Here is a 21,807-nt window from a genome sequence, read left to right as displayed (position 1 = left end):
AGCGGGTCGACGTGACCACTTTGCGGCGCGCCTTCGTCGCGGTCGTGCCGCCGCCCGAGGTGCTCGACGCGGTGGAGCGTGCGGTCGCGCCCGTCCGCCCGGTCGGACCGCCTCGTCTGAACTGGACGCACGCGGGGCAGTGGCACCTCACCCTCCAGTTCCTCGGATCTATCGACGACGCCGACGAGCTCACCGATGCCCTGCGCTGGGGGCTCCACGGCATGCCCCCCGTGACGCTCGCGCTGGGTGGCGCGGGAGCGTTCCCGTCGACGTCGCGCGCCGCGGTGGTGTGGATCGGGCTCGACGAGGGTGAGCCCGAGCTCGCGCGGCTGGCCGACGCGGTGCAGCGCGCGACCGAGCCGCTCGGCTACGAGCCGGAGCAGCGCGACTTCAGCCCACACCTCACGATCGCGCGCTCGCATCGGGCGCGGCCGTTGGCGAACCTCGTGCACTCGCTGGGCGACGGCCCGGTCGGTCCGCTCTGGGACGTCTCCGAGGTGCTGCTGATGGAGAGCGATACTCGCTGGGACGGCGCCGTCTACCGCGAGGTGGCGAGCTTCCCGCTCGGCGGAGCGGTGTAGCAGTTCTGCTACACCCGACACTCGGCAAATGGACGAGATCCCGGCCCGCGAGCTGCGCAACGACGTGAGCGCCGTGCTCCGGAGGGTCGAGTCGGGCGAGCGCCTCCGGGTCACCGTGCAGGGACGCCCGGTCGCCGATCTCGTTCCGCTGCCGATGCGCCCCCGGTCGATGCGCTGGGACGCGTTCCGGGCCGCTCTGGAACGCGGTCGCGCCGACGCCGCGCTCGCCGACGAGCTGCGCGAGTTGCTTCCCGACACCACCGACGATGCACCGATCCGGTGAGGGCATCACTCGCCCTCGCCGACACCTCGCTCTTCATCGCGCTCGAGTTGGAGCGTCCGCTGAGTGGTGACCCGCCGGAGCAGATCAGCGTGTCCGTCGTGACGATCGGCGAACTCCGCCTCGGCGTGCTCGCGGCTGCCGACGGCCCGACGCGTGCGCGGCGACTCGACACCCTGACGCTCGCAGAGGTGCTCGAGCCGCTGCCGGTCGACCGCGACGTCGCGTCAGTGTGGGCCGTCTTGCGACTTGCATTGCGCGACGCGGGCCGTCGCATGCCGATGAACGACTCGTGGATCGCGGCGACTGCGCTCACGTACGAGATGCCCGTCGTCTCCCGGGACGCCGACTACGACGGCGTTCCCGGCCTCGACGTGATCCGCGTCTGATTGACAAGTTAGCTTGACAGTTGTAAGGTTGGCTTGACGCTGAGGAACAGACAGAGAAGAGCAGCATGGCGAAGAAACGCACGCACGTCAGGATGAATCTCAGCATCGAGAACGCCGACCGCGACCCCCTCGGCGCGCTGCGCGGCATTAGGAAGTCGACTCAGAGCGTCCAGGCGGCGGTACCGGAAATCGTCGCGATGGCACGCCAACAACGATGCACGTGGGCAGAGATCGGTGACGCGCTCGGTATCACGCGGCAGGCAGCCTGGGAACGCTTCAGTACCGAATGAAGACCCCTGTTTACTGAGCGCCGCCTCCAAGAAGTTCCTCGCGGAGGCGCGCCACTACTTCGGTGCCGATTCCCGCGGCGCCGGCGTATCCCTCCCAGCTTCCCCAGCGTTCGTGCATGATTCCGACGAGCTCTTCCATCACGTGGACTCGCGCTTCGCGCAAGTCCGGCGGGATGTGCTTCCAGCGCTCGGCGTCGACCTCAGGCCCGTCGCGCTCGAGACGGCGCGCGGTGAGGATCGGCACGATTTCCTGCGTGAGCGCATAGTCCAGCACGATGTCGTCGTTCGAGACGCCCAGGAGACCGAGCACGAGCGCCGCGAAGCATCCGGTGCGGTCCTTTCCGGCGACGCAGAAGAACACCGAGGGGAGCGCGCCCGGCTCGGTCAGCGATTCGAGCGCGGCCACGTACGCGCCGGCGCCGCGGTCCATCATGAGCGCGTAGAACTCCGCGGCCGTCTTTCCCTCGAACATCGGGGGTTCCTCTGTGCGCGCGCCGTCGAACGTGGGGCAGTGCACGTGACGGACGGAGACCTCGCCGAGCGGCCCGATGCCGAGGCGGTCGATCTCGTCGCTGGAGCGGAAGTCGATGGCGGTACGAACACCGAGCTCGCGCAGCATAGGCACGTCGTCGGGCGTGATCGTGTGGAGCGAGTCGCTGCGGTAGAGACGGCCCCACCGCACGTGCCCTCCGCCCTCCACGGGGTAGCCGCCGAGGTCGCGGAAGTTGATCGGCCCTTCGAACGCGACTCGCCGGAGTGTCATGGTGGCGTGACCGTAGGTTCCGGTCGGCGGGTGCCGCGCTCGAGGAGAACGTGCGTGGAGGTGCGGCCGGTTTCCGTGAAGCCCAGCCGCTCGTAGAGCAACCGCGCGCGGTTCTCGCGGAGCACTTGCAGGTGCACCGGGGCGTCCCGGCTGTTCGCGAGGTCGAGTGTCTCTGCGAGGACTGCCGAGCCGATCCCTCGATTCTGGAACTCCGGGAGGATCACGAGCTCACGGACGTAGAGGTCGTCCGTTCGCTGCTCGACGGCGACGTAACCGCACGGGGTGTCGTCGCACAGCAGCACCTCGACCCCGCCACCTGCCCAGTTGCGGTCGAAGAACCCGTCTTGCTCCTCCCGGTTCCAGCTCCCGAACTGGCGCTCGACGACGTCTCGGTAGGCGCGGTGATGCGCGTCCCGGGCGAACTCCGTGTCGGATGCGTCGGCGGGCCGGCGGGTCAGCTGCACCGAGCCGCTGCGAGGAGTGGTCTGCCGGTCGGGCTCTGGTGGGTAGGGCCAGAGCTCGAAGTGCACGGCGAGAGCGAGGGAGAAGGACACAACAGCGAGCAGACCGAGGAGTGAAGCGAGGCCGGCACAGATCCACGAGGCGTCGTCGTCCACCGTGAGCGCGGCGGCAAAGAGGGTCGCCGCAACGAGGAACAACAGGCCGCTCGCGATGCCCCAGACGACTGTCTGGTCGGTCCGGCTCCGGGCCACAGCGAGACTCTAGGCATGGGTGCTTGCCCCCGAACGGGTGTTCGGCTAAGTTGCACAGGTGTAGTTTCCGCGTAAGTGTCATACCCCCGTCGTACCTTCCTCCTCGACGGCTTCCCCGCAGCAGATCCGCTCAGATCCCAGGCTTCAGATACCAGGGCTTTCAGATATCAGGAGGGTTCTACCGTGGAACGAGACCAGGCCCTCGAGATGGCGCTCGGCCAGATCGAGAAGAACTACGGCAAGGGCGCCATCATGCGGTTGGGGGAGCGGGGCCATGTGGGCGTGGCCGCCATCCCCACCGGCGCGCTCGCGCTCGACATCGCCCTCGGCATCGGCGGCCTCCCTCGCGGCCGCGTGGTCGAGATCTTCGGACCCGAGTCGTCGGGCAAGTCCACGCTCGCCATGCACGTGGTCGCCGAAGCGCAGCGCAACGGCGGCATCTGCGCGTACATCGATGCCGAGCACGCGATGGACCCGGTGTACGCCGCGGCCATCGGCGTGAACGTCGACGACCTCTACATCTCGCAGCCCGACACCGGTGAGCAGGCGCTCGAGATCGCCGACATGCTCATCCGCTCGGGCGCGCTCGACGTGATCGTCATCGACTCGGTCGCCGCGCTCGTGCCCCGCGCCGAGATCGAAGGCGAGATGGGCGACTCGCACATGGGTCTCCAGGCCCGGCTGATGAGTCAGGCGCTCCGCAAGCTCACCGGCAACCTCAACCGCTCGCGCACGATCTGCATCTTCATCAACCAGTTGCGAGAAAAAATAGGAATCGTCTTCGGCTCACCTGAGACGACCCCGGGCGGCCGCGCGCTGAAGTTCTACTCGTCGGTGCGGCTCGACATCCGCCGCATCGAGTCGATCAAGGACGGCGCGGAAGTCACCGGCAACCGCACTCGCGTGAAGGTCGTGAAGAACAAGTGTGTCGCCGCCGGCACGAAGGTGTTCGACCCGACAACAGGCCTCACTCATCTCATCGAAGACATCGTCCACGACGATGTGGGCGGCTCGGTGGTGGCCGCCGACAAGGCCGGGAAGCTGCACGTCCGCCCGATCGTGGATCGGTTCGTCCAAGGCGAGCAGGAAGTGATCGGTCTGCAACTCCGCGACGGCACGGTGTTGCGCGTCACGCCCGATCACAAGATCCTCACCGACCGCGGATGGCGCGAGGCGGCCGAGCTCGCGGTTGGTGACCGCGTCGCGCGACCGCGGCGAGCCGGCAGCTTCGGCGACGTCGAACCCGTGCCTCCCGCGCACGCACGGTTGCTTGGATACCTCATCGGCGACGGGTATGTGGGCGGCAAGACGCCGATCGCGTTCATCAACACGCAGCCGTCACTGCACCAGGACGTCGCGGAGATCGCAGAGTCTCTGGGATGCAAGACCCGCACCCGCGGGATCGAGGCAAGCATCTCGCATCGCCTCGGTGAGCAGAATGGTGTGCTCGCACTCACTCGATGGGCAGGTATCCACGGGCACCTCGCACCGACCAAGCGGATTCCCGCACCATTCTTCGTAGCCGACGTGTCGGCCGAAGTGGTCGGGAACATGCTCTTCGGGCTCTTGGAGAGCGATGGCTACGTCAGCCGTGAGCAGACAGGGGGCGTCCGCTGCGGTTTCACAACCACGTCTGAGCAGCTCGCGCATCAGATCCACTGGCTGCTCCTCCGCTTCGGCATCTGGAGCGCGGTGAAGGTCTACGACCCGTCGACCCAACGCCCGAGCATCGTCAAGGGGCGCCGCGTGCAAGGCAAGCTCCCGTGCTGGGAAGTCCGGGTGAGCGGGATCGACAACGTGGCGCGCTTCTCGGAGGCGCTGCCGATGTGGGGCCCGCGTGGGCAGAAGCTCGTCGAGGCGCTCGCCGATTCCGAACTGGCCAAACACCGCGGCTCGCAGACCAACTACCTTCCGGAGTCTGCCTCCGAGCCAGTACTCGCCTACCTGCGCGGTCGTGGTGTCACCGCAGCGATCGCCGCGCAGCTCGTCGGTGATCTTGCCGGCGATCCGCAAGGCGGCCTTCCGCAAGTGCTCGGTGTGCGCAGGCTCCGGCGCGACCGGCTCGACCGGCTTGCCGATGCGCTCGACAGCGATTTCCTCCGCGGAGTGCTCGACGAGGACCTGCACTACGCGCGTATCGCAGCGATCACCGAGCCGCAGCGTTGCGAGGTGTACGACATCGAGGTCGACGAAGACCACACGTTCGTCGCCGACGGTGTCGTCGTCCAGAATTGCGCCAGCCCATTCAAACAGGCGGAGTTCGACATCATGTACGGCAAGGGCATCAGCCGTGAGGGCTCGCTGCTCGATGTCGGCGTCGACCTCGGCATCGTGAAGAAGTCGGGCGCGTGGTTCACCTACGAAGGCGAGCAACTCGGCCAGGGGCGCGAGAACGCGAAGCAGTTCCTTGCCGAGAACCTCGACATGATGGTCGAGATCAGTGAGAAGGTTCGCAAGGAAGTCGGCATCGACCCTGCGACTGGCGACGCCGAAATCGACGTTACCGGTAACGAGGGCGATGGCGAGATCGACATCACAGGCGACAAAGAGTCACTCGAGATCGAGGGCTGACGCGGAGAACCCCCGGTGGCGCGGCGGGAGTGATGCTCCCGTCGCTTCCGGGGCGGAGTCGCGGGAGTTGTTACAGCGCGCCGCGCAGGATGGCCGCGGTTCCCGCGATGGCGCACAGCGTCAACACGGTGGGTCGCAGCCAGCGCCGGTCGACGAGGCCGTGGAAGTGCTTGCTCGTCCAGATCCCGGCGGCCATCGCAGGGAGCAGGGCGAGTGCGAGCAGCACGCGGTCCTCGGTGATCTCACCCGTCAGCGCGTACCCCGCGACCGAGAGCGTGGCGCTCACGGCGAAGAACACGCCGAGCGTCGCACGCACAGTGGGCCCGCCATGATGCTGGTACAGCAGCGCCACGGGAGGGCCACCGACGGCGGCGGCGGTTCCCGTCACGTTCGACACGAACCCAGCGATCCCGGCGGAGCCCGGGCCAACATGGATCGGCGGCGTCACCACGCTCAACACGACCCCGAGCAACGTCACCGCGCCCACGATGATCGCGAGCTGGTCGGTACTTGCCCGGGTCACGATCGCCAATCCGGCGAGGGTTCCCGGCACCGCTCCGAGCAGGAGCCATGGCAGCGTCCGGCGGTCGAGTGCGTGGTGCTCCCGCACCGCCGTCACGGCTCCGACCGGCCACGCGACGAGCACGAGCGTCACGGGCAGGGCCTCGGGGAGCACGAGCGCGACGAACGGCGCGGCGAGGAGGTTCAGCCCGAAGCCGATGGTGCCCTGAACGAGGGAGCCGCACAGCACCACCAGTGCGGCGACCACGAACTCGCCCGCGCCCACGTGCACCGACGCAGGCTAGACACCCCAGGCGCCGGTTGGGCCATGCCGTAGCACGACGTGCTACGCTGCGCCCATGAGTCGGGAGATCACGCAACGCGAGCTGCGCAACGACAGCGGCAAGATCATGCGCGAACTCGACGATGGCGAGACGTTCATCGTCACCCGCAACGGCGTCCCTGTCGGCGAGCTCACCCCATTGCGCCGCCATCGCTTCGTCGCAGCCGAGACGGCGATCGCGCTGTTCCGGACGGCACCGGCCGTCGACTACCGGCGGTTCCGGGCAGACCTCGACGCTGCCGCCGGCCAGGATCCGACCCCTCGTGGCTGACGACGGACGGCCGCAGCGTGGCATCCTCGACACGTCGGTGATCATCGACCTCGATGAGCTCGATGCATCCCAGCTTCCGATCGAAGTCGCGGTGAGCGCAATCACCTTGGCGGAGCTTGCGGCGGGTCCACACGCCACAGGCGATCCCGACGAGCGGGGCCGGAGACAGGATCGGCTCCAGCGGGCGGAGGCTGCCTTCGACCCCCTGTCCTTCGACGGCGATGCGGCACGCGCCTACGGCCGGATCTTCGCCTCCTTGTTCGCCGCCAGCCGCAAGGCGCGAGGAGCGCGAGCAGTCGACTTGCTCATCGCAGCAACCGCTCTTGCAGCCGAACTTCCTCTCTACACACGCAACGGCGAGGACTTCCGGGACCTCGACGGTCTCGTTGAGGTCATCGTCGTGTAGCTCACGTCGTGGATAACGTCTGCGATGGTGCCGCCCGTACACTGATCGGCCGTGGCCCCGCCCGACTCGGCCGGCATCCCGCGCCGCTTCTACGTGCGCACCTACGGGTGTCAGATGAACGAGCACGACTCGGAACGCATCGCGGGCCTCCTCGTGGCCGACGGCATGGAACCCACCGACGACCTCGACGCGGCCGACGTGGTCGTCCTCAACACCTGCTGTATCCGGGAGAACGCCGACAACAAGCTCTACGGGCACCTCGGCCGGCTCAAGTCGCTGAAGGCGGCCAATCCCGATCTCCAGATCGCGGTTGGCGGGTGCCTCGCCCAGAAGGACCGCGAGCTCATCGTGGAGCGGGCCGCGCACGTCGACGTGGTGTTCGGCACGCACAACCTGGCGCACGCCGCCCGCCTGTTGGAACGCGCGCGCACACAGCTTGGGCCGATCGTCGAGATCCTCGAGGAGCACGAGGCGTACCCGTCGGCGTTGCCCGCGCGGCGTGACAACCCGTACTCGGCGTGGGTCACGATCCAGCTCGGGTGCGACAACTCGTGCACCTTCTGCATCGTGCCGATCGTGCGGGGCGCGGAGGTCAGCCGCCGCATGGGCGAAATCGTTCGTGAGGTCGAAGAGCTCGCGGCCGACGGCGTGCGCGAGATCACGCTGCTCGGCCAGAACGTCAACTCGTACGGCCGCGACCTCGGTGCCGGCCAGTACCGGCCGCAGTTCGCCGACCTGCTGCGCGCGCTCGACCCGGTCGACGGCCTCGATCGCATCCGCTTCACGTCGCCGCATCCGAAGGACCTGCGCCCTGAGACGATCGCGGCGATGGCCGAATGCACGGCGGTGTGCGAGCACCTGCATCTTCCGCTCCAGGCGGGGAGCGATCGCACGTTGGCGCGGATGCACCGGGGCTACACCGCGGAGCGCTACTTGAAGCGGCTGGCGGCCGCGCGCGACGCGATCCCTGATCTCGCCGTCACCACCGATCTCATCGTCGGCTTTCCGGGCGAGACCGACGCCGACTTCGAGCGCACGCTCGAGGTGGTCGACGCCGCTGCGTACGACGCCGCGTACACCTTCGTGTTCTCCCCGCGTCCTGGTACGCCCGCTGCGGATTTAACCGACGACTTCGTGCCGTCGGACGTCGCGCAGGAACGCATGCAGAGGTTGGTCGACGTTGTCGAGCGCCACGCACTGGTGAAGCACGAAGCGCGCGTCGGGCGCACCGAGCAGGTAATGGTCGAGGGGCCATCGAAGAAAGACCCGGCGGTGTGGTCCGGTCGCACGCGGCAGAACAAGCTCGTCCACTTCGAGCCGGATGTGGGCCAACGCGCCGGCGTGACCTGCGGGATCCGGATCACCTCCGCCGCATCGCACTGGCTCCGCGGCGATCTGATCGACCGACGCGTTCGTATCCCCGTCACCGCGGCGCCTGCGTGACGCACCTCGCACTCGTCGGCCCCACCGCCTCCGGCAAGTCCGACCTCGCGCTCGCAGCTGCCCATGCGCTCGGCAACGTGGAGATCGTCTCGGTCGACTCGATGCAGGTGTATCGCGGGCTCGACATCGGGACGGGCAAGCCAACCGCGCGCGAGCGGGCCACGGTCCCGCACCACTTGATCGACGTCGCCGATCCCTCGGAGGACTGGTCGGTCGCGCGTTTCCAGGCCGCGGCGCGCGACGCGGTCGCCGACATCGACTCGCGCGGCAAGCACGCTCTGCTCGTCGGGGGTACAGGTCTCTATCTGCAGGCCGTCATCGATCCGCTGAGCTTCCCGCCCGAGGATCTCTCGGTGCGCGCCGAATGCGAAGCGGAGGTCTCGACGCCGGAGGGGCTGACGTCCGCCTACGCGGAGTTGGAGCGAGTCGATCCGGTGGCGGCGGCGCGCATCGAGCCGGGCAACGCGCGCCGGATCGTGCGCGCGCTCGAGGTGATGCGCATCACCGGTCAGCCCTTTTCGTCGTTCGGTCCTGGTATCCAGTCGTACGGCGACACCGTGTTTTCCGTGTCGATCGTGGGCTTGTCGATGCCGAGTGACGTGCTGGCGCGCCGCATCGAACAGCGGTTCGCAGCGATGCGCGAGGCCGGCCTCGTCGAAGAGGTGCGCGCGCTCGCAGCACACGGCGCGCTCTCTCGCAGTGCACGGCAGGCGATCGGGTACAAGGAGGTGCTCGCCTACCTGGAGGGAAGCGAACCGTCGCTCGATGCCGCGCTCGACGAAGCCGTGCGGCACACGTTGCGCTTCGCCCGCCGCCAGGTGCGGTGGTTCCGGCGGGATCCTCGCATCACGTGGGTGGAAGCCGGGGAGAATCCCTGCGATGCGCTGCCGTCCCTGCTGGCATTGTGGAGCCGATGAGCACGGCCCGCCTCTCGAAGCTGCACGCCACCGGGAACGATTTCCTCGTGCACGCCGGATCGCTCTCCGGAGATCTCGCGACGCGCCTGTGCGATCGACATCGGGGTGTGGGCGCCGATGGCCTGATCCTCGTGCTCCCGGGTGGCCGCGGCGCCGATTGTTCGATGGTGCTGTACAACGCCGACGGGGGGCGTGCGGAGATGAGCGGCAACGGCATGCGGTGTCTGGCGTGGGTGGCCGTCGAAGCGGGCCTCGGAGACGGCAAGCGCCTCGTGGTCGACACCGACGGCGGTCGCCGCGTGGTCGACGTCGAATGTGACGCGAACGGTCAGGTCACGGCGGCGACCGTCGACATGGGGCCCGTCACGTTCGGCGCCAGTTTCGAGGAGGGGGACACCGCGAACGTGGGCAACCCCCATCTCGTGCTCTTCGTCGACGACGTCGCGCGCGCGCTCGTCACCACCGACGGCCCGCTTCTCGAGCACGACGAGCGCTTTCCGAACCGCACGAACGTGGAGTTCGTGAAGGTCACCGCGCCCGACGAGCTCTCGATGCGGGTGTGGGAGCGTGGCGTAGGCGAGACATTGTCGTGCGGCACCGGCGCGTGCGCGGCGGCCGCGGTCGCGCACCGGCGCGGCGTCGTGGGCGAGACCGTCACCGTGAAGGTGTTGGGCGGCGACCTCTCCGTCGAGCTGGGCGACACGATCCGCCTCGGCGGCCCGGTTGTGCACGTGTTCGACGTCGAGGTGGATCTCGCGTGAGCCGCCGGCGCCTCACCGCAACCGAGGTCGACCTCGGTGTCGTCCAACAGAAGGCACTCCTCGTCGGTACGGGCATCGGGATGCGCGATGCGGAAGCGGCCGAAGCGTCGCTCGAGGAGCTCGCGCTGCTCGTCGACACTGCGGGCGCGGAGCCCGTCGAGATCGTCCTCCAGCGCCGCGACCGGCCCGACCCTGCCACGTACATCGGCTCGGGTAAGGCGCAGGAGCTGCGCGAGCTCTCCGAGGCGCTCGACATCGACCTCGTCGTGTTCGACGACGAGCTCACACCCGCGCAGCAGCGGAACCTCGAGAAGCTGTTTTCCTGCGACGTGGTCGACCGCGTCGCGCTGATCCTCGACATCTTCGCCCAGCACGCGCACAGCCAGGAGGGCATGGTGCAGGTGGAGCTCGCACAGCTCCGTTATCGGCTGCCGCGTCTGCGGGGCCGCGGCACCCAGCTCAGCCAACAGCGCGGGGGTGGTGGCGCGCGGGGCGGTCTCGTGGGAACGCGCGGCCCCGGTGAGACGCAGCTCGAAGTCGACCGCCGCCGCATCCTCGAGCGAGTGCGCAGGCTCGAGAAGGACCTCGACCGGCTCGGCCGCACGCGCGCGACCCAGCGCAAGGCGCGGCAACGGCGCGAGCTGAGCACCCTGGCGCTCGTCGGGTACACGAACGCGGGCAAGTCCACGGTGCTGAACCGGCTCACCCGCGCCGAGGTGCCAGTCGAAGACCGCCTCTTCTCCACGCTCGACCCCGCCACGCGGCGCCTGCGGCTGCCGGGCGGCGAGATCGTGTTGTTCTCCGACACGGTCGGGTTCGTGCGGCGGCTCCCGCACCAGCTCGTCGAGGCATTCCGTTCCACGCTCGAAGAGGTCGTCGACGCCGACATGCTCGTGCATGTGGTCGACGGCTCGTCGTACGACGCGGAGGATCAGATCGAAGCGGTGCACACCGTGCTGCGCGAGATCGGCGCCGACGCCGTGCCCGAACTGCTCGTCGTCAACAAGACCGATGTCGCCGACCCGCAACGAGTGGCGGAGCTGCTCAATGCACATCGCGATGCGGTCGCCGTGTCGGCAGCCACCGGCGACGGCGTCGAACCGCTGCTCGACACGATCGCGGCGCGCCTCCGCGCACTGGTGCCCATCGTGGAGCTCGAGGTGCCCTACGAGCGAGGCGACGTCGTCGCGGCGCTCCACCGCGAAGGCGAAGTGCTCGTGGAAGTGCACGGCGAGGGCGGCACGCGGTTACGCGCCCGCGTGCCCCATCTCGATCTTGCGAGGTTCCGGGAGTTCGTCGTGGACAATGGGGCGCGATGAGCCCCGCGCAGGGTTTCGTCCCGCCTCCCTATCCGCACGACCGCCTCGCCGAGCTGAGGGACGTCGCGAGCGCAGTGCCGGGAGGCATGGTCGACTGTTCGGTGGGCACGCCGGTCGACCCGATACCCGAGGTTGCCGTGCGCGCGCTCGTCGACGCGGTAGCGGGCGCCACGGGTTATCCGGCAACCACCGGCAGCGTTGCCTACCGCAACGCCGCGGCCAAGTGGATCGAGCGCCGCTTCGGGTGCACGGTCACCGCCGACGAGGTCGTCGCCTGCATCGGCACCAAGGAGTTCGTGGCATCGCTGCCACGCGCGCTGTCGTTGCGCGATCCGTCGCGCGACGTCGTGCTCTACCCGGCCGCGTCGTATCCCACCTACGAGATGGGTGCCATGCTCGCCGGCTTGCGCGCGGTGCCGGTACCGGTCGACGACCAGTGGCGCATCGATCTGTCGCGCGTCGCGAGCGATGATGCCGAGGGCGCACTCGTGCTCTGGCTGAACGACCCGTCGAACCCCACCGGTGTCACCGCCACGCCCACCGAGATCGCGGCATCGGTCGCGTGGGCGCGCGAGCGCGGGATCATCGTCGCGAGCGACGAGTGCTACGCCGAGTTCACCTACGACGACGCCGGCGCGCCCGCGGGTCCCGTCACCGCGCTCACGGCGGGTCTCGACGGTGTGCTCGCGGTTCACTCCCTGTCGAAGCGTTCGAACATGGCCGGCCTGAGGGCCGGGTTCGTCGCCGGCGACGGCGAGCTCGTCACCTATCTCGGTGAGATCCGCAAGCACGGCGGGTTGATGACGCCCGCGCCGGTGCAGGCCGCCGCAGCAGCCGCGCTGGCCGACGACGCCCACGTTCGTGAGCAGCAAGCGCGTTACTCGGGACGGCGCGCGGTCGCGCTGCCCGCGCTCGAGGCGCGAGATCTCGTGCACGACGGTGGGCCGTCCACCTTCTACCTGTGGCTGCGCACCGCATCGGGCCCGAGCGACGGATGGGCGATCACCGCCGACCTCGCGAAGACCGGGCTCCTCGTCGCCCCCGGCAACTTCTACGGCGACGCGGGAGCAGGCCACGCGCGGCTCGCGCTCACCGTCACCGACGACCAGCTCGCGCTCGCGTGCGAGCGCCTCACTGCGTAAGGAGACCGGCAACTGTGGACGACCTCGCCAAGACCATCACTGCGCTCTGGGAGGGGCGCGACGATCTGGCAGCGGTGATGCCTGCCGACGAAGCGCAGCGCGCGGTCCACGATGCGATCGACCTCCTCGACCAGGGTGAGGCGCGCGTCGCGGAGCTGGTCGACGACGAAGTGGTCGTGAACGAGTGGCTGAAGTACGCGGTGCTGCTGCTGTTCCGGCTCGCCCGCATGGAGACCATCGAGCTCGGCCCGTTCGAGTACGCCGACAAGATCCCCCTCAAGCGCCACTACGAGCAGGCGCACGTGCGCGTCGTTCCCGGGGCGTCGGCGCGGTGGGGCTCGTACCTCGCACCGGGCGTGATCCTGATGCCGAGCTATGTCAACATCGGTGCGCGCGTGGGAGCAGACACGATGGTCGATACGTGGGCGACGGTCGGGTCATGTGCGCAGATCGGGGAGCGCGTGCACCTCTCGGGCGGTGTGGGCATCGGCGGCGTGCTCGAGCCCCCGCAGGCCGCGCCCGTCATCATCGGTAACGACTGCACGATCGGCAGCCGGTGCATGGTCACGCAAGGTGCGCGTGTCGGCGACGGCTCCGTGCTCGGCGAGGGTGTGATCCTCAACCCCGGTATCCCGGTGATCGATGCCGAGACCGGCGAGGAGGTATCGAGGGGTGTGGTGCCGCCGTGGTCGATCGTCGTGCAAGCGGGACGGCCGCGGAAGTTCGCCGGTGGCGAGTTCTCGTTGGCGTGTGCGCTGATCATCCGCCGCTTGAACGAGGGTGAGCGGCACGACAAGGCCAAGCTCAACGACATCCTGCGCGACCACGGGATCGCCACATGACGACCGGCTCTGTGTTGGAACACGACGCGACCGACCTGTTCGGTCTCACCGCCGCGCTCGTCGCGGTTCCGTCCGAGAGTCACCACGAATCCGAGCTCGCCAAGGTCGTAGAAGACCGGCTGCGGTCGCGCGCGCCGTCGATCGCGATCGACACGGTCGGTGCCAGCGTGATCGCCCGCACCCAGTTCGGACGCGAGCGGCGGGTCGTGCTTGGCGGGCACCTCGACACCGTGCCGGCCAACGGCAACGAAGTTCCGCGCGTCGACGGCGACGTCCTGCACGGCCTGGGTTCCGCAGACATGAAGGGCGGCCTCGCGGTGCTGCTCCGCCTCGCCGAGGAATTACACGCGGATCCCGAGCGCGCTCGCCACGATGTGACGCTCGCCTTCTACGAGTGCGAGGAAGTCGCCGAGCGGTTCAACGGCCTCCGCCGGATCTTCGAAGAACAGCCCGATCTGCTCGCCGGCGACTTCGCGGTGCTGCTCGAGCCCACCGACGCGTGGGTGGAGGCAGGCTGCCAGGGCGTGATCGTGTTCGAAGCTCGCTTCGAGGGCGAGCGCGCGCATACCGCGCGGCCGTGGATGGGTCGCAACGCGATCCACCGCGCCGCCGAGGTGCTCGGCCGGCTCGCGGCGCACGAGTCCGACACGGTGCTCGTCGACGGGCTCGAGTACCGCGAGTCACTCCAGGTCGTGCGGGTGGAAGGCGGCATCTCGGGCAAGCACAACGTCGTTCCCGACTCGTGCATGCTCGTGGTCGGGCGACGCTTCGCGCCGTGCTACACCGCGGACGACGCGGAGGAGCAGGTGCGAGTGCTGCTCGAGGGCGCCGACTCGGTGGAGGTGCTCCAGTCGCAGGCGGGCGCGTTGCCGAACCTCACGAACCCGTTGGTCGAGGAGTTCGTCGACGGCTTGGGCCTCCTCGTGCGGCCGAAGCTGGGCTGGACCGACGTCGCTCGCTTCGCGTCGCGGGGGATTCCGGCGGTGAACTTCGGTCCGGGCGATCCGGAGATCGCGCACACCGCGGGTGAACTCGTGACGCGCGACTCGATCGAGCGTGCTTACGCGACCCTCGCTGCGTTTGTCGGCGTCGCCTGATCAGCCCGAGGTCACGCGGATGCTCGCGACAACCACGACGTAACCCTCGGGGCCCCGGAGCCAGATCTCGTGCTGGCCCGCGCCGTTGTTGAACGTGGGTCCCTCGAGCACATCGACACCCGCCGCCATTGCGCGGTGGACGACGCCGTCGAAGTCGTCGATGACGAACCAGAGGAGGACACCGTTCCCCCGGGAGGGGTCGGCCCTGTCGCCGAGATGCCCGTGCTCGTGCACGTCCCAGAGGTGGAGTTGGGCGACGAGCTCATCGCCGTCCATGAGCATCTCGTATTCGGGGCCACCGTGACCGGACGTGAAGCCGAGGACGTCGCAGAACCAACGCGACCCCGCCTCGACGTCGTCGAGGACGACCATGGGCTGCGCGCGGAGCACGATCGCAGCGTCACAGGCGTCGGAGGACCGTGACGACCTTGCCGTAGATGGTGACGTCGGACGGCTCGAAGATCATCTCGTCGAGGTCGGCGTTCTCGGGCCGCAGCACGATCTTGTTGCGCCGCCGGAGAAACGTCTTCACCGTGGCCTCCTCGCCCGGGATGCCCGCGACGACGGTGTCGCCCGAGTCGGCAGTGGGCTGCTGGCGGACCACGACGTAGTCGCGGTCGAGGATGCCGGCGTCGATCATGGAATCGCCGCGCACCCGGACCATGAAGAGCTGGCCGTCGCCGGTGAAGTCTTCCGGTACGGGAAGCGTTTCCTCGACGTTCTCCTGCGCGAGCACGCCGGTGCCGGCGGCGACGTCGCCCACGAGGGGCACGTGGCGGACCGGACGGCGCTCGACCTGCGCGCCGGACTCGACGTCGAAGCGCACCTCGAGCGCGCGGGGCTTGGTGGGGTCGCGGGTGAGGTAGCCCTTGTCTTGCAGCGCGGCCAGGTGCGCGTGGACGGTGGAGCTCGACGAGAGCCCGACCGCCTCCCCGATCTCGCGGACGCTCGGGGGGTATCCGCGGTGCCTGACTTCGGAGTCGACGAACTCGAGCACCTGGCGCTGCCGGGGGGTCAAATCGGTCATGTCGGCACAGTAGCACGATCGTGCGTTCGGGGCAAACATCTGTTCGGAAATTCCTTGACGTCGAACGGGCGTTCGTGCGACGATCCGAACGTCCGTTCGTTGGGAAGGCTCCGGGATAACTGTCTCACCCCCATGGTTTGCTCCCCGAGGCAGCAAGAGCTGGAGAGCGGGCACGAACGAGAGACCCGAAACAGGAGCACAAGACATGGCCGCCGTCACGATCACCGCAGTTCCCGGGCACCGGGCGGGACCCACGACCCGCCCGCACCGCCCGGCAACACGCGCCGTCTACCTGCGCCGGCGGATCACCGCCGTGCTGCTGGGGATGATGCTCGTGCTCGTGATGGCGCAGGCGGGTGCCGCGCTCGGGGGCTCCACCCTCGCAGTTCCCGAGCGCCGCCCGGCCATTCTCGTCCACACGGTCGTCCGCCCGGGCGACTCGCTGTGGTCGGTCGCGCAGCGCCTGGCGCCGGGTGAGGACCCCCGCCCGGTCGTCGACGCCCTCGCGCAGGCGAGGCACGGCGCGCCGCTCACGCCGGGTGAGCGCGTCGAGTGGGGCGGGTAACCAACCGTATGGGTCGCTCCACTCTCGGTTGAGCGGCCTCCGGCGAGCGACCCTCCGTTGCGCTCCCGGCAGAGATCGCCCACGGCGGCCCGGCGTTGCGGGCCGGGCCGCCGTGGCTGCGGCCCACGAAGGGGCCGCGGGAGGGGAAGCGGGAGGGGAGGGGCCGGGTCTACCGTGGCGCGCGTGCGCTGTCCGTTCTGCGAAGCCGACGACGACAAGGTCATCGACTCGCGACCGGCCGACGACGGCTCGGCGGTGCGGCGCAGGCGGGAGTGCCTTGGCTGCGGCCGTCGCTTCACCACCTACGAGCGCATCGACGAGCTCCCGGTGATGGTGTTGAAGCGCTCGGGCACGCGCGAGCCGTTCGATCTCGAAAAGGTGCGCGCTGGGATCGAACGGGCCGTCGCAGGGAGCTCGATCGACGCGGCCGCGGTCGACGCACTCGCAGCCGAGGTCGACGAGGCCGCGCGCGCCCGTGGTCACGAGGTCACGAGCGAGTGGGTGGGCCGCACGGTGCTCGAGCGGTTGCGCCAGCTCGACCCGGTCTCCGCCGTGCGATTCGCGTCCGTCTACAAGGGCTTCGACGACCTCGGCGACTTCGAGCGCGAGGTCGTCGATCTCCAGAAGAGCACCGCGCCGAAGGCTCGTCGCCGGTAGCGGAGCCCGGCTTCCGGGCCTCCCAAAACAACCCTTGCAATCACATCGGTGTAGTTCTATGGTTGTCCTTCGCACCACCATCTAGCGGCACTAGCGCGCTCTACCACAAGATCTAGTGGTTTCGTGCGCGCACCATTCGGAAGGGGAGAGACCGGGATGGCTATCGCGCCGGAGCAGATCGGGATCGGGATCGGCCGCTACTTCACGCGGCCCGGGACGCACCCCTACGACATGGTCGAGTGGGAGCGGCGCGAGGCCCGGATCCAGAACTACAAGGACGGCACCGACGCGTTCTTCCAGCCCGACGTCGAGTTCCCCACGACCTGGTCGCAGAACGCCACCAACATCGTCGCTCAGAAGTACTTCCGCGGCACACTCGGCACACCCGAGCGCGAGACGTCGGTCCGGCAGGTGATCGACCGCATCGCCGACACGATCACCGCGTGGGGTGTGCGCGACGGCTACTTCGTCGACGAGCACGAGGGCGCTGCGTTCCGCAACGAGCTGAAGTTCATCCTCCTCACCCAGCGCGCCGCGTTCAACTCGCCCGTGTGGTTCAACATCGGCGTGAAGGGCGTGCCCCAGCAATCGAGCGCGTGCCAGCCATACAGCGCGCTTGTCAGCACAGTCGACGGGCTTGTGCCGATCGGCAAGCTCGTGGAAGACGGCGCGATCGGCACCAAGGTCTTCGACGCGCACGGCATCACGAAGGTCGTCGCGCTCAAGGCGAACGGTCGCAAGGAAGTCCTGCGCGCCCACACGAAGGCGGGGCTCACGCTCGACGTCACCGCCGACCACCTCGTCTGGCGCGGCCGTCGCGGCGAGGGCAACGGCTTCGTCGAGGCAGGCACTCTCCGTCCTGGCGACCAGTTGGAGTGGTATCAGGTGGAGAGCCTGGGCTCCAGCCACGTGCTCACCAGCGCGGTCGTCGACTGCGAGATCGAGCGCATCGAAGCGCTGGGCGAGATGCACGTCTACGACATTCAAACGGAAAGCGGCGAGTACCTGAGCAACAACCTGCGCGTGCACAACTGCTTCATCCTCGCGGTCGAAGACACGATGGACGGCATCCTGAACTGGTACCGCGAGGAAGGGATCATCTTCAAGGGTGGTTCCGGGGCAGGAATCAACCTCTCGTCGATCCGGTCCTCACGCGAACTGTTGCAGGGGGGAGGCACGCCGAGCGGTCCCGTCAGCTTCATGCGCGGCGCCGATTCGTCCGCCGGCACAATACGTTCCGGCGGAAAAACCCGCAGAGCAGCGAAGATGGTCATTCTCAACGCCGACCATCCGGATGTCGAAGAGTTCATCTGGTGCAAGGCACTCGAGGAGCGCAAGGCACGCGCGCTGCGCGATGCCGGCTTCGACATGGACCTCGACGGCAAAGACAGCTACTCGATCCAATACCAGAACGCCAACAACTCGGTGCGCGTCACCGACGCGTTCATGCAAGCCGTGCTCGAGGATCGCGACTGGCACCTGAACGCGATCACCACCGGCGAGACGATCAAGACGGTCAAGGCGCGCGAGTTGATGCGTCAGATCTCCGAGGCCACGTGGGAGTGTGCCGATCCCGGCATGCAGTTCGACACCACGATCAACCACTGGCACACCGCTCCCAACACCGGTCGCATCAACGGGAGCAACCCGTGCTGCTTCGTCGGCGACACGCTCGTCGACGCCGCCGGCGGCATGATCCGATTCGAGCTGCTCGAGAAAATGGCGGCCGCAGGTGAGCAACTCCCCGAGGTACGCGCGTTCGACGCGACGAACGGTCGACACGTCTTCCGGCGGATCCTCAATGTCTGGGTTGCTGGTCGCACGACGCACCTTGTCGACGTGCGGACCGAAGCAGGCGTGGCCCTTCGGTGCACGCCGGAGCACCCCTTCCTCCTTCGCGACGGCAGCTACGTCGAGGCGCGCTCGCTGACAGTCGGTAGCGAACTTCGCGCGGTCGACGGCCCCGGGCGCGACGCGCTCGACCGAGTCGCGTCGATCGGCACAGTCACGCTCGACGACGAGGAACCGGTCTTCGACCTGGAGGTAGAGGGAACTCATAACTTCGCCGTCTCGAGCGACGGGCAGTTCATCGAGCACTCGGTCATCGTGCACAACTCGGAGTACATGCACCTCGACAACTCGGCGTGCAACCTCGCGAGCATCAACCTGCTGAAGTACCTCGACGCCGACGACGACGACACGTTCGACGTCGAGGCGTTCAAGCACACGGTCGAGGTCTTGTTCACCGCGCAGGAGATCCTCGTGGGGAACGCCGACTACCCGACCGAGAAGATCGCCGACAACAGCCGCAAGTTCCGCCAGCTCGGCCTCGGGTACGCCAACCTCGGCGCGCTCCTCATGGCTCAGGGGATGCCCTACGACTCCGATGATGGCCGTGCATGGGCAAGCGCGATCACCGCGCTCATGACGGGGCACGCGTACGCCACCAGCGCGCGCACCGCCGGTCGCATGGGTCCGTTCGCCGGCTTTGCCGAGAACGCGGAGCCGATGATCAACGTGTTGCGTATGCATCGCGCCGAGGTCGCGAAGGTCGACGAAGAGCTGGTGCCGCCTGATCTGCTCGGCGCTGCGCAGCGCGCGTGGGACGAAGCGGTGGAACTCGGCGAGCGTTTCGGCGTGCGTAATTCACAGGCCACGGTCATCGCACCAACCGGAACAATTTCCTTGGCGCTTGATTGTGATACCACGGGTATCGAGCCCGACCTCGCGCTCACCAAGGCGAAGAAGCTCGTCGGCGGCGGCACGATGTTCATCGTCAACCAGACGATCCCTCGCGCGCTGCGACGAATGGGCTACTCCGACGATCAGATCGACGCGATCGTCGCGTACATCGACGAGCACAAGACGATCATCGGCGCGCCGTCGTTCAACCCCGAGCACTTGCCCGTGTTCGCGTGCTCAATGGGCGACAACCCGATCCAGTACATGGGCCATGTCACGATGATGGCGGCGGTGCAACCATGGATTTCGGGTTCGATATCAAAGAGCGTGAACACTCCAGAGGAGACCACGGTCGAGGAACTCGAGGACCTTCACATCGCTGCGTGGAAGCTCGGACTCAAGTCGGTCGCGATCTACCGCGACAACTGCAAGGTCGGGCAACCACTGTCCACGCAGAAGAAGGCTGGCGCGGAGACGGGCGAGCTCACCGGCACGGTGGAGCGGATCGTCGAGCACGTGATCGTGCAGGAGCCCGTGCGTCAGAAGCTGCCGCGCACGCGCAACTCGAAGACGTTCTCGTTCCGCGTCGCCGACTGCCGCGGTTTCGCCACGGTGGCCGAGTACGAGGACGGCCGTCCGGGCGAGCTGTTCCTCCACGTGTCGAAGCAGGGCTCCACGCTGGCGGGGATCATGGACTCCTTTGCGATCGCGGTGAGCCACGGCCTCCAGTACGGCGTGCCGCTGCGTGCGTTCATCGACACGTTCACCAACCGCCGGTTCGAGCCCGCGGGCATGACCGACGACCCCGACCTGCGGATCGCCACGAGCCTCGTCGACTACCTGTTCCGCAAGCTCGCGATCGAGTACCTCCCCTACGAAGAGCGCGCCGAGATCGGCGTGCTCACCACGGGGGAGCGGATGCAGCCCACGCTGCCGGGAGTCGAGGAGTCGATCATCGTCGACGAACCCGGCCTCGAGATGTTGCCGCTCGAAGATCGCGCGCCGTCGGCCGCGCTCCCGGTGCCGCCCGCGCCGATCGAGAGGCAGCCGCCGCGTTCGAGCGAGGTGGTGATCTGCCACGTGTGCGGCGACATCATGCAGCGCGCGGGAAGTTGCCACGCGTGTCCGAGTTGTGGGGCGACGAGCGGGTGCTCGTGAGTTTCCCGTCTTCGACGTCATGCCCGGGCGTCCACGCTCCTACTGCTCTCCGGGCCGTAGGGGTTCAATTTCCCCTCCAACACGAACCCTGAGTACACCGGCGCCTGCACCGACGTGGACTCGTCCGTCGGGAAGGTACGTGAGGTTCACTTGCGCATCCTCGTCGGCGGCCCGGGCCGCTCGGCGACTTTGTGCGCGACGGTGCTGCGCTCTGGCGGACTGATCGTGCCTTGCCTCGCCCGCGGGGCAACTGAAACCCTGCCCGCATCCGTCATTCGGCCTCGCGCTCTGCGATCGCGAGCGCGGCCCCGACGCCGACGAGGCCGCCGAGCGACGAGTTGATCTTTGATCGACGCTTCGGGAGTTCCTTCGCGGCCTTCTTCATGCCCCACGCGACGAAGGCTCGATTCCAGAACTCGACGAACGCGCAGACTTCGCTTACCAGGTCAACGATTTGTTCTGGGACCACGTAAGCGTGGGGAAGCCACCGTTCCCAGACCGACTCGGAACTTACGATGAGCGGGCGCGCGAGCAAGTTGGAGTCATACCCCACCAGGAGCATCGCAAGGTACAAACCCTGCACAGTGCATTCAACGGCGTGGATCACATCCGTCGCCTCGACGCCCGCCTTTGTTGCGTGTTCGTGGAGGACGCCTCCCATCCGCGGGAACGCGCGCTCGGAAATCCGTCCGAGACCCTTGAGACCGCTTGCTGGGACTGCTCGATCGCAGTGATGCGAGGCTGAGACACACCGATGCGCTTCGCGAGTTCGCGCTGGGAGAGGCCCGCCTGCTCGCGCAGCGCCGTGAGCCCCGCGGCGAGCCGCAGCTCATCCTCGATCGCTGCAACACGCTTGGCGGCCCCCGGTTCGTCGAGGACCTTCTTCTCCCATTTCTTCGCGGTCATCGTCGTCCCTTACCCTTGGAGCTTCGCCTCGTCGTTCTCGGGGATGTCTTGGTGTCGCGTTGTCTGGCGATCTTCGCTTGGTGTTAGGGCTCACCTCGGGTTTGTTCGCGCGGCCGGTGGGAGGGGGGTCCGCGTCCAGTGAGCGGGCGTGGGCCAGCTTCGGTGGCGTTGGCGTGCTGGGCA

The 21,807-nt window shown here is 68.1% G+C and carries 24 protein-coding genes and 1 pseudogene; 18 read left to right on the top strand and 7 right to left on the bottom strand.

Going from position 1 to position 21,807, the window contains the following annotated elements:
• The first annotated feature begins 11 nt into the window (after nucleotides 1–11).
• From thpR to WD271_00660, 4 genes are all read left to right on the top strand, one after another.
• Nucleotides 12–581 (top strand): RNA 2',3'-cyclic phosphodiesterase, encoded by a 570-nt coding sequence (gene thpR, locus WD271_00675; protein MEX1006341.1) that lies wholly within the window; start codon nucleotides 12–14, stop codon nucleotides 579–581.
• Between the two features lie 28 nt (nucleotides 582–609).
• Entirely contained in the window at nucleotides 610–864 is a 255-nt protein-coding gene (locus WD271_00670; protein ID MEX1006340.1) for a type II toxin-antitoxin system prevent-host-death family antitoxin, read from the top strand.
• A complete protein-coding gene (locus tag WD271_00665) occupies nucleotides 861–1,250 on the top strand; it encodes a type II toxin-antitoxin system VapC family toxin (protein MEX1006339.1) in 390 nt (129 codons plus the stop codon). The genes WD271_00670 and WD271_00665 overlap by 4 nt, the downstream gene beginning before the upstream one ends.
• A 65-nt stretch (nucleotides 1,251–1,315) precedes the next feature.
• Nucleotides 1,316–1,540, top strand: coding sequence for a hypothetical protein (locus tag WD271_00660; GenBank protein ID MEX1006338.1), 225 nt, complete (start codon nucleotides 1,316–1,318; stop codon nucleotides 1,538–1,540).
• Between the two features lie 10 nt (nucleotides 1,541–1,550).
• On the opposite strand, the gene WD271_00655 is transcribed toward WD271_00660, so the two are convergent.
• On the bottom strand, nucleotides 1,551–2,303 hold the full coding sequence (locus WD271_00655) for a tyrosine-protein phosphatase (GenBank protein ID MEX1006337.1): 753 nt from the start codon (nucleotides 2,301–2,303) through the stop codon (nucleotides 1,551–1,553).
• A complete protein-coding gene (locus tag WD271_00650; protein MEX1006336.1) occupies nucleotides 2,300–3,016 on the bottom strand; it encodes a GNAT family N-acetyltransferase in 717 nt (238 codons plus the stop codon). Before WD271_00650 ends, WD271_00655 begins: the two co-directional genes overlap by 4 nt.
• A gap of 207 nt (nucleotides 3,017–3,223) precedes the next feature.
• Here WD271_00650 and recA point away from each other — a divergent pair, with 207 nt between their 5' ends.
• On the top strand, nucleotides 3,224–5,587 hold the full coding sequence (recA, locus tag WD271_00645) for an intein-containing recombinase RecA (GenBank protein ID MEX1006335.1): 2,364 nt from the start codon (nucleotides 3,224–3,226) through the stop codon (nucleotides 5,585–5,587).
• Between the two features lie 70 nt (nucleotides 5,588–5,657).
• Here the strand turns inward: recA and WD271_00640 are convergent, their stop codons facing one another.
• Nucleotides 5,658–6,380 (bottom strand): sulfite exporter TauE/SafE family protein, encoded by a 723-nt coding sequence (locus WD271_00640; protein MEX1006334.1) that lies wholly within the window; start codon nucleotides 6,378–6,380, stop codon nucleotides 5,658–5,660.
• A gap of 67 nt (nucleotides 6,381–6,447) precedes the next feature.
• Between WD271_00640 and WD271_00635 the strand changes: the two genes are divergently transcribed.
• From WD271_00635 to dapE, 9 genes are read left to right on the top strand one after another with little or no spacing between them, the layout of a single operon-like run.
• Nucleotides 6,448–6,702, top strand: coding sequence for a type II toxin-antitoxin system prevent-host-death family antitoxin (locus tag WD271_00635; protein ID MEX1006333.1), 255 nt, complete (start codon nucleotides 6,448–6,450; stop codon nucleotides 6,700–6,702).
• Complete coding sequence (locus WD271_00630) at nucleotides 6,695–7,108, top strand: PIN domain-containing protein (protein MEX1006332.1); 414 nt, start codon at nucleotides 6,695–6,697, stop codon at nucleotides 7,106–7,108. The genes WD271_00635 and WD271_00630 overlap by 8 nt, the downstream gene beginning before the upstream one ends.
• Before the next feature lie 51 nt (nucleotides 7,109–7,159).
• Nucleotides 7,160–8,551, top strand: coding sequence for a tRNA (N6-isopentenyl adenosine(37)-C2)-methylthiotransferase MiaB (gene miaB, locus WD271_00625; protein ID MEX1006331.1), 1,392 nt, complete (start codon nucleotides 7,160–7,162; stop codon nucleotides 8,549–8,551).
• Nucleotides 8,548–9,468, top strand: a complete 921-nt coding sequence (gene miaA / locus WD271_00620; protein ID MEX1006330.1) for a tRNA (adenosine(37)-N6)-dimethylallyltransferase MiaA — start codon at nucleotides 8,548–8,550, stop codon at nucleotides 9,466–9,468. Before miaB ends, miaA begins: the two co-directional genes overlap by 4 nt.
• Nucleotides 9,465–10,229 carry a diaminopimelate epimerase gene (dapF, locus tag WD271_00615; GenBank protein MEX1006329.1) on the top strand — a complete coding sequence of 255 codons (765 nt, stop codon included), beginning with the start codon at nucleotides 9,465–9,467 and terminating at the stop codon, nucleotides 10,227–10,229. Before miaA ends, dapF begins: the two co-directional genes overlap by 4 nt.
• Nucleotides 10,226–11,548: a GTPase HflX gene (hflX, locus tag WD271_00610; protein MEX1006328.1), complete on the top strand. Its 1,323-nt coding sequence runs from the start codon at nucleotides 10,226–10,228 to the stop codon at nucleotides 11,546–11,548. Before dapF ends, hflX begins: the two co-directional genes overlap by 4 nt.
• Nucleotides 11,545–12,690, top strand: a complete 1,146-nt coding sequence (gene dapC / locus WD271_00605; GenBank protein ID MEX1006327.1) for a succinyldiaminopimelate transaminase — start codon at nucleotides 11,545–11,547, stop codon at nucleotides 12,688–12,690. The genes hflX and dapC overlap by 4 nt, the downstream gene beginning before the upstream one ends.
• Nucleotides 12,691–12,704: 14 nt before the next feature.
• Nucleotides 12,705–13,532 (top strand): 2,3,4,5-tetrahydropyridine-2,6-dicarboxylate N-succinyltransferase, encoded by an 828-nt coding sequence (locus WD271_00600; GenBank protein MEX1006326.1) that lies wholly within the window; start codon nucleotides 12,705–12,707, stop codon nucleotides 13,530–13,532.
• Nucleotides 13,529–14,629: a succinyl-diaminopimelate desuccinylase gene (dapE, locus tag WD271_00595; GenBank protein ID MEX1006325.1), complete on the top strand. Its 1,101-nt coding sequence runs from the start codon at nucleotides 13,529–13,531 to the stop codon at nucleotides 14,627–14,629. Before WD271_00600 ends, dapE begins: the two co-directional genes overlap by 4 nt.
• Here dapE and WD271_00590 read toward each other — a convergent pair whose 3' ends face one another.
• Both WD271_00590 and lexA read right to left on the bottom strand, forming a co-directional pair.
• Complete coding sequence (locus tag WD271_00590) at nucleotides 14,630–15,001, bottom strand: VOC family protein (GenBank protein ID MEX1006324.1); 372 nt, start codon at nucleotides 14,999–15,001, stop codon at nucleotides 14,630–14,632.
• A gap of 28 nt (nucleotides 15,002–15,029) precedes the next feature.
• Nucleotides 15,030–15,656 (bottom strand): transcriptional repressor LexA, encoded by a 627-nt coding sequence (gene lexA, locus WD271_00585; protein MEX1006323.1) that lies wholly within the window; start codon nucleotides 15,654–15,656, stop codon nucleotides 15,030–15,032.
• A 205-nt stretch (nucleotides 15,657–15,861) separates the two neighbouring features.
• On the opposite strand from lexA, the gene WD271_00580 reads away from it, so the two are divergent.
• The 4 genes and pseudogenes from WD271_00580 (at nucleotide 15,862) to WD271_00565 (ending at nucleotide 20,718) form a co-directional block, all read left to right on the top strand.
• On the top strand, nucleotides 15,862–16,221 hold the full coding sequence (locus WD271_00580; GenBank protein ID MEX1006322.1) for a hypothetical protein: 360 nt from the start codon (nucleotides 15,862–15,864) through the stop codon (nucleotides 16,219–16,221).
• 183 nt (nucleotides 16,222–16,404) lie between these two features.
• Complete coding sequence (nrdR, locus tag WD271_00575; protein ID MEX1006321.1) at nucleotides 16,405–16,878, top strand: transcriptional regulator NrdR; 474 nt, start codon at nucleotides 16,405–16,407, stop codon at nucleotides 16,876–16,878.
• Nucleotides 16,879–17,034: 156 nt separating this feature from the next.
• Nucleotides 17,035–17,394: pseudogene (locus WD271_00570) on the top strand (vitamin B12-dependent ribonucleotide reductase).
• Between the two features lie 450 nt (nucleotides 17,395–17,844).
• Entirely contained in the window at nucleotides 17,845–20,718 is a 2,874-nt protein-coding gene (locus WD271_00565; GenBank protein ID MEX1006320.1) for a vitamin B12-dependent ribonucleotide reductase, read from the top strand.
• A gap of 271 nt (nucleotides 20,719–20,989) precedes the next feature.
• On the opposite strand, the gene WD271_00560 is transcribed toward WD271_00565, so the two are convergent.
• Together WD271_00560 and WD271_00555 are read right to left on the bottom strand one after the other, a co-directional pair.
• Nucleotides 20,990–21,379 carry a hypothetical protein gene (locus WD271_00560; GenBank protein ID MEX1006319.1) on the bottom strand — a complete coding sequence of 130 codons (390 nt, stop codon included), beginning with the start codon at nucleotides 21,377–21,379 and terminating at the stop codon, nucleotides 20,990–20,992.
• Nucleotides 21,322–21,624: a helix-turn-helix transcriptional regulator gene (locus tag WD271_00555; protein ID MEX1006318.1), complete on the bottom strand. Its 303-nt coding sequence runs from the start codon at nucleotides 21,622–21,624 to the stop codon at nucleotides 21,322–21,324. Before WD271_00555 ends, WD271_00560 begins: the two co-directional genes overlap by 58 nt.
• Nucleotides 21,625–21,807: the final 183 nt, after the last annotated feature.

Source organism: Acidimicrobiia bacterium (assembly GCA_040880805.1).
Lineage (GTDB): Bacteria > Actinomycetota > Acidimicrobiia > IMCC26256 > DASPTH01 > DASPTH01.
Note: the sequence above shows the minus strand (reverse complement) of the source record. Positions and strands in the feature narration are given on the sequence as shown.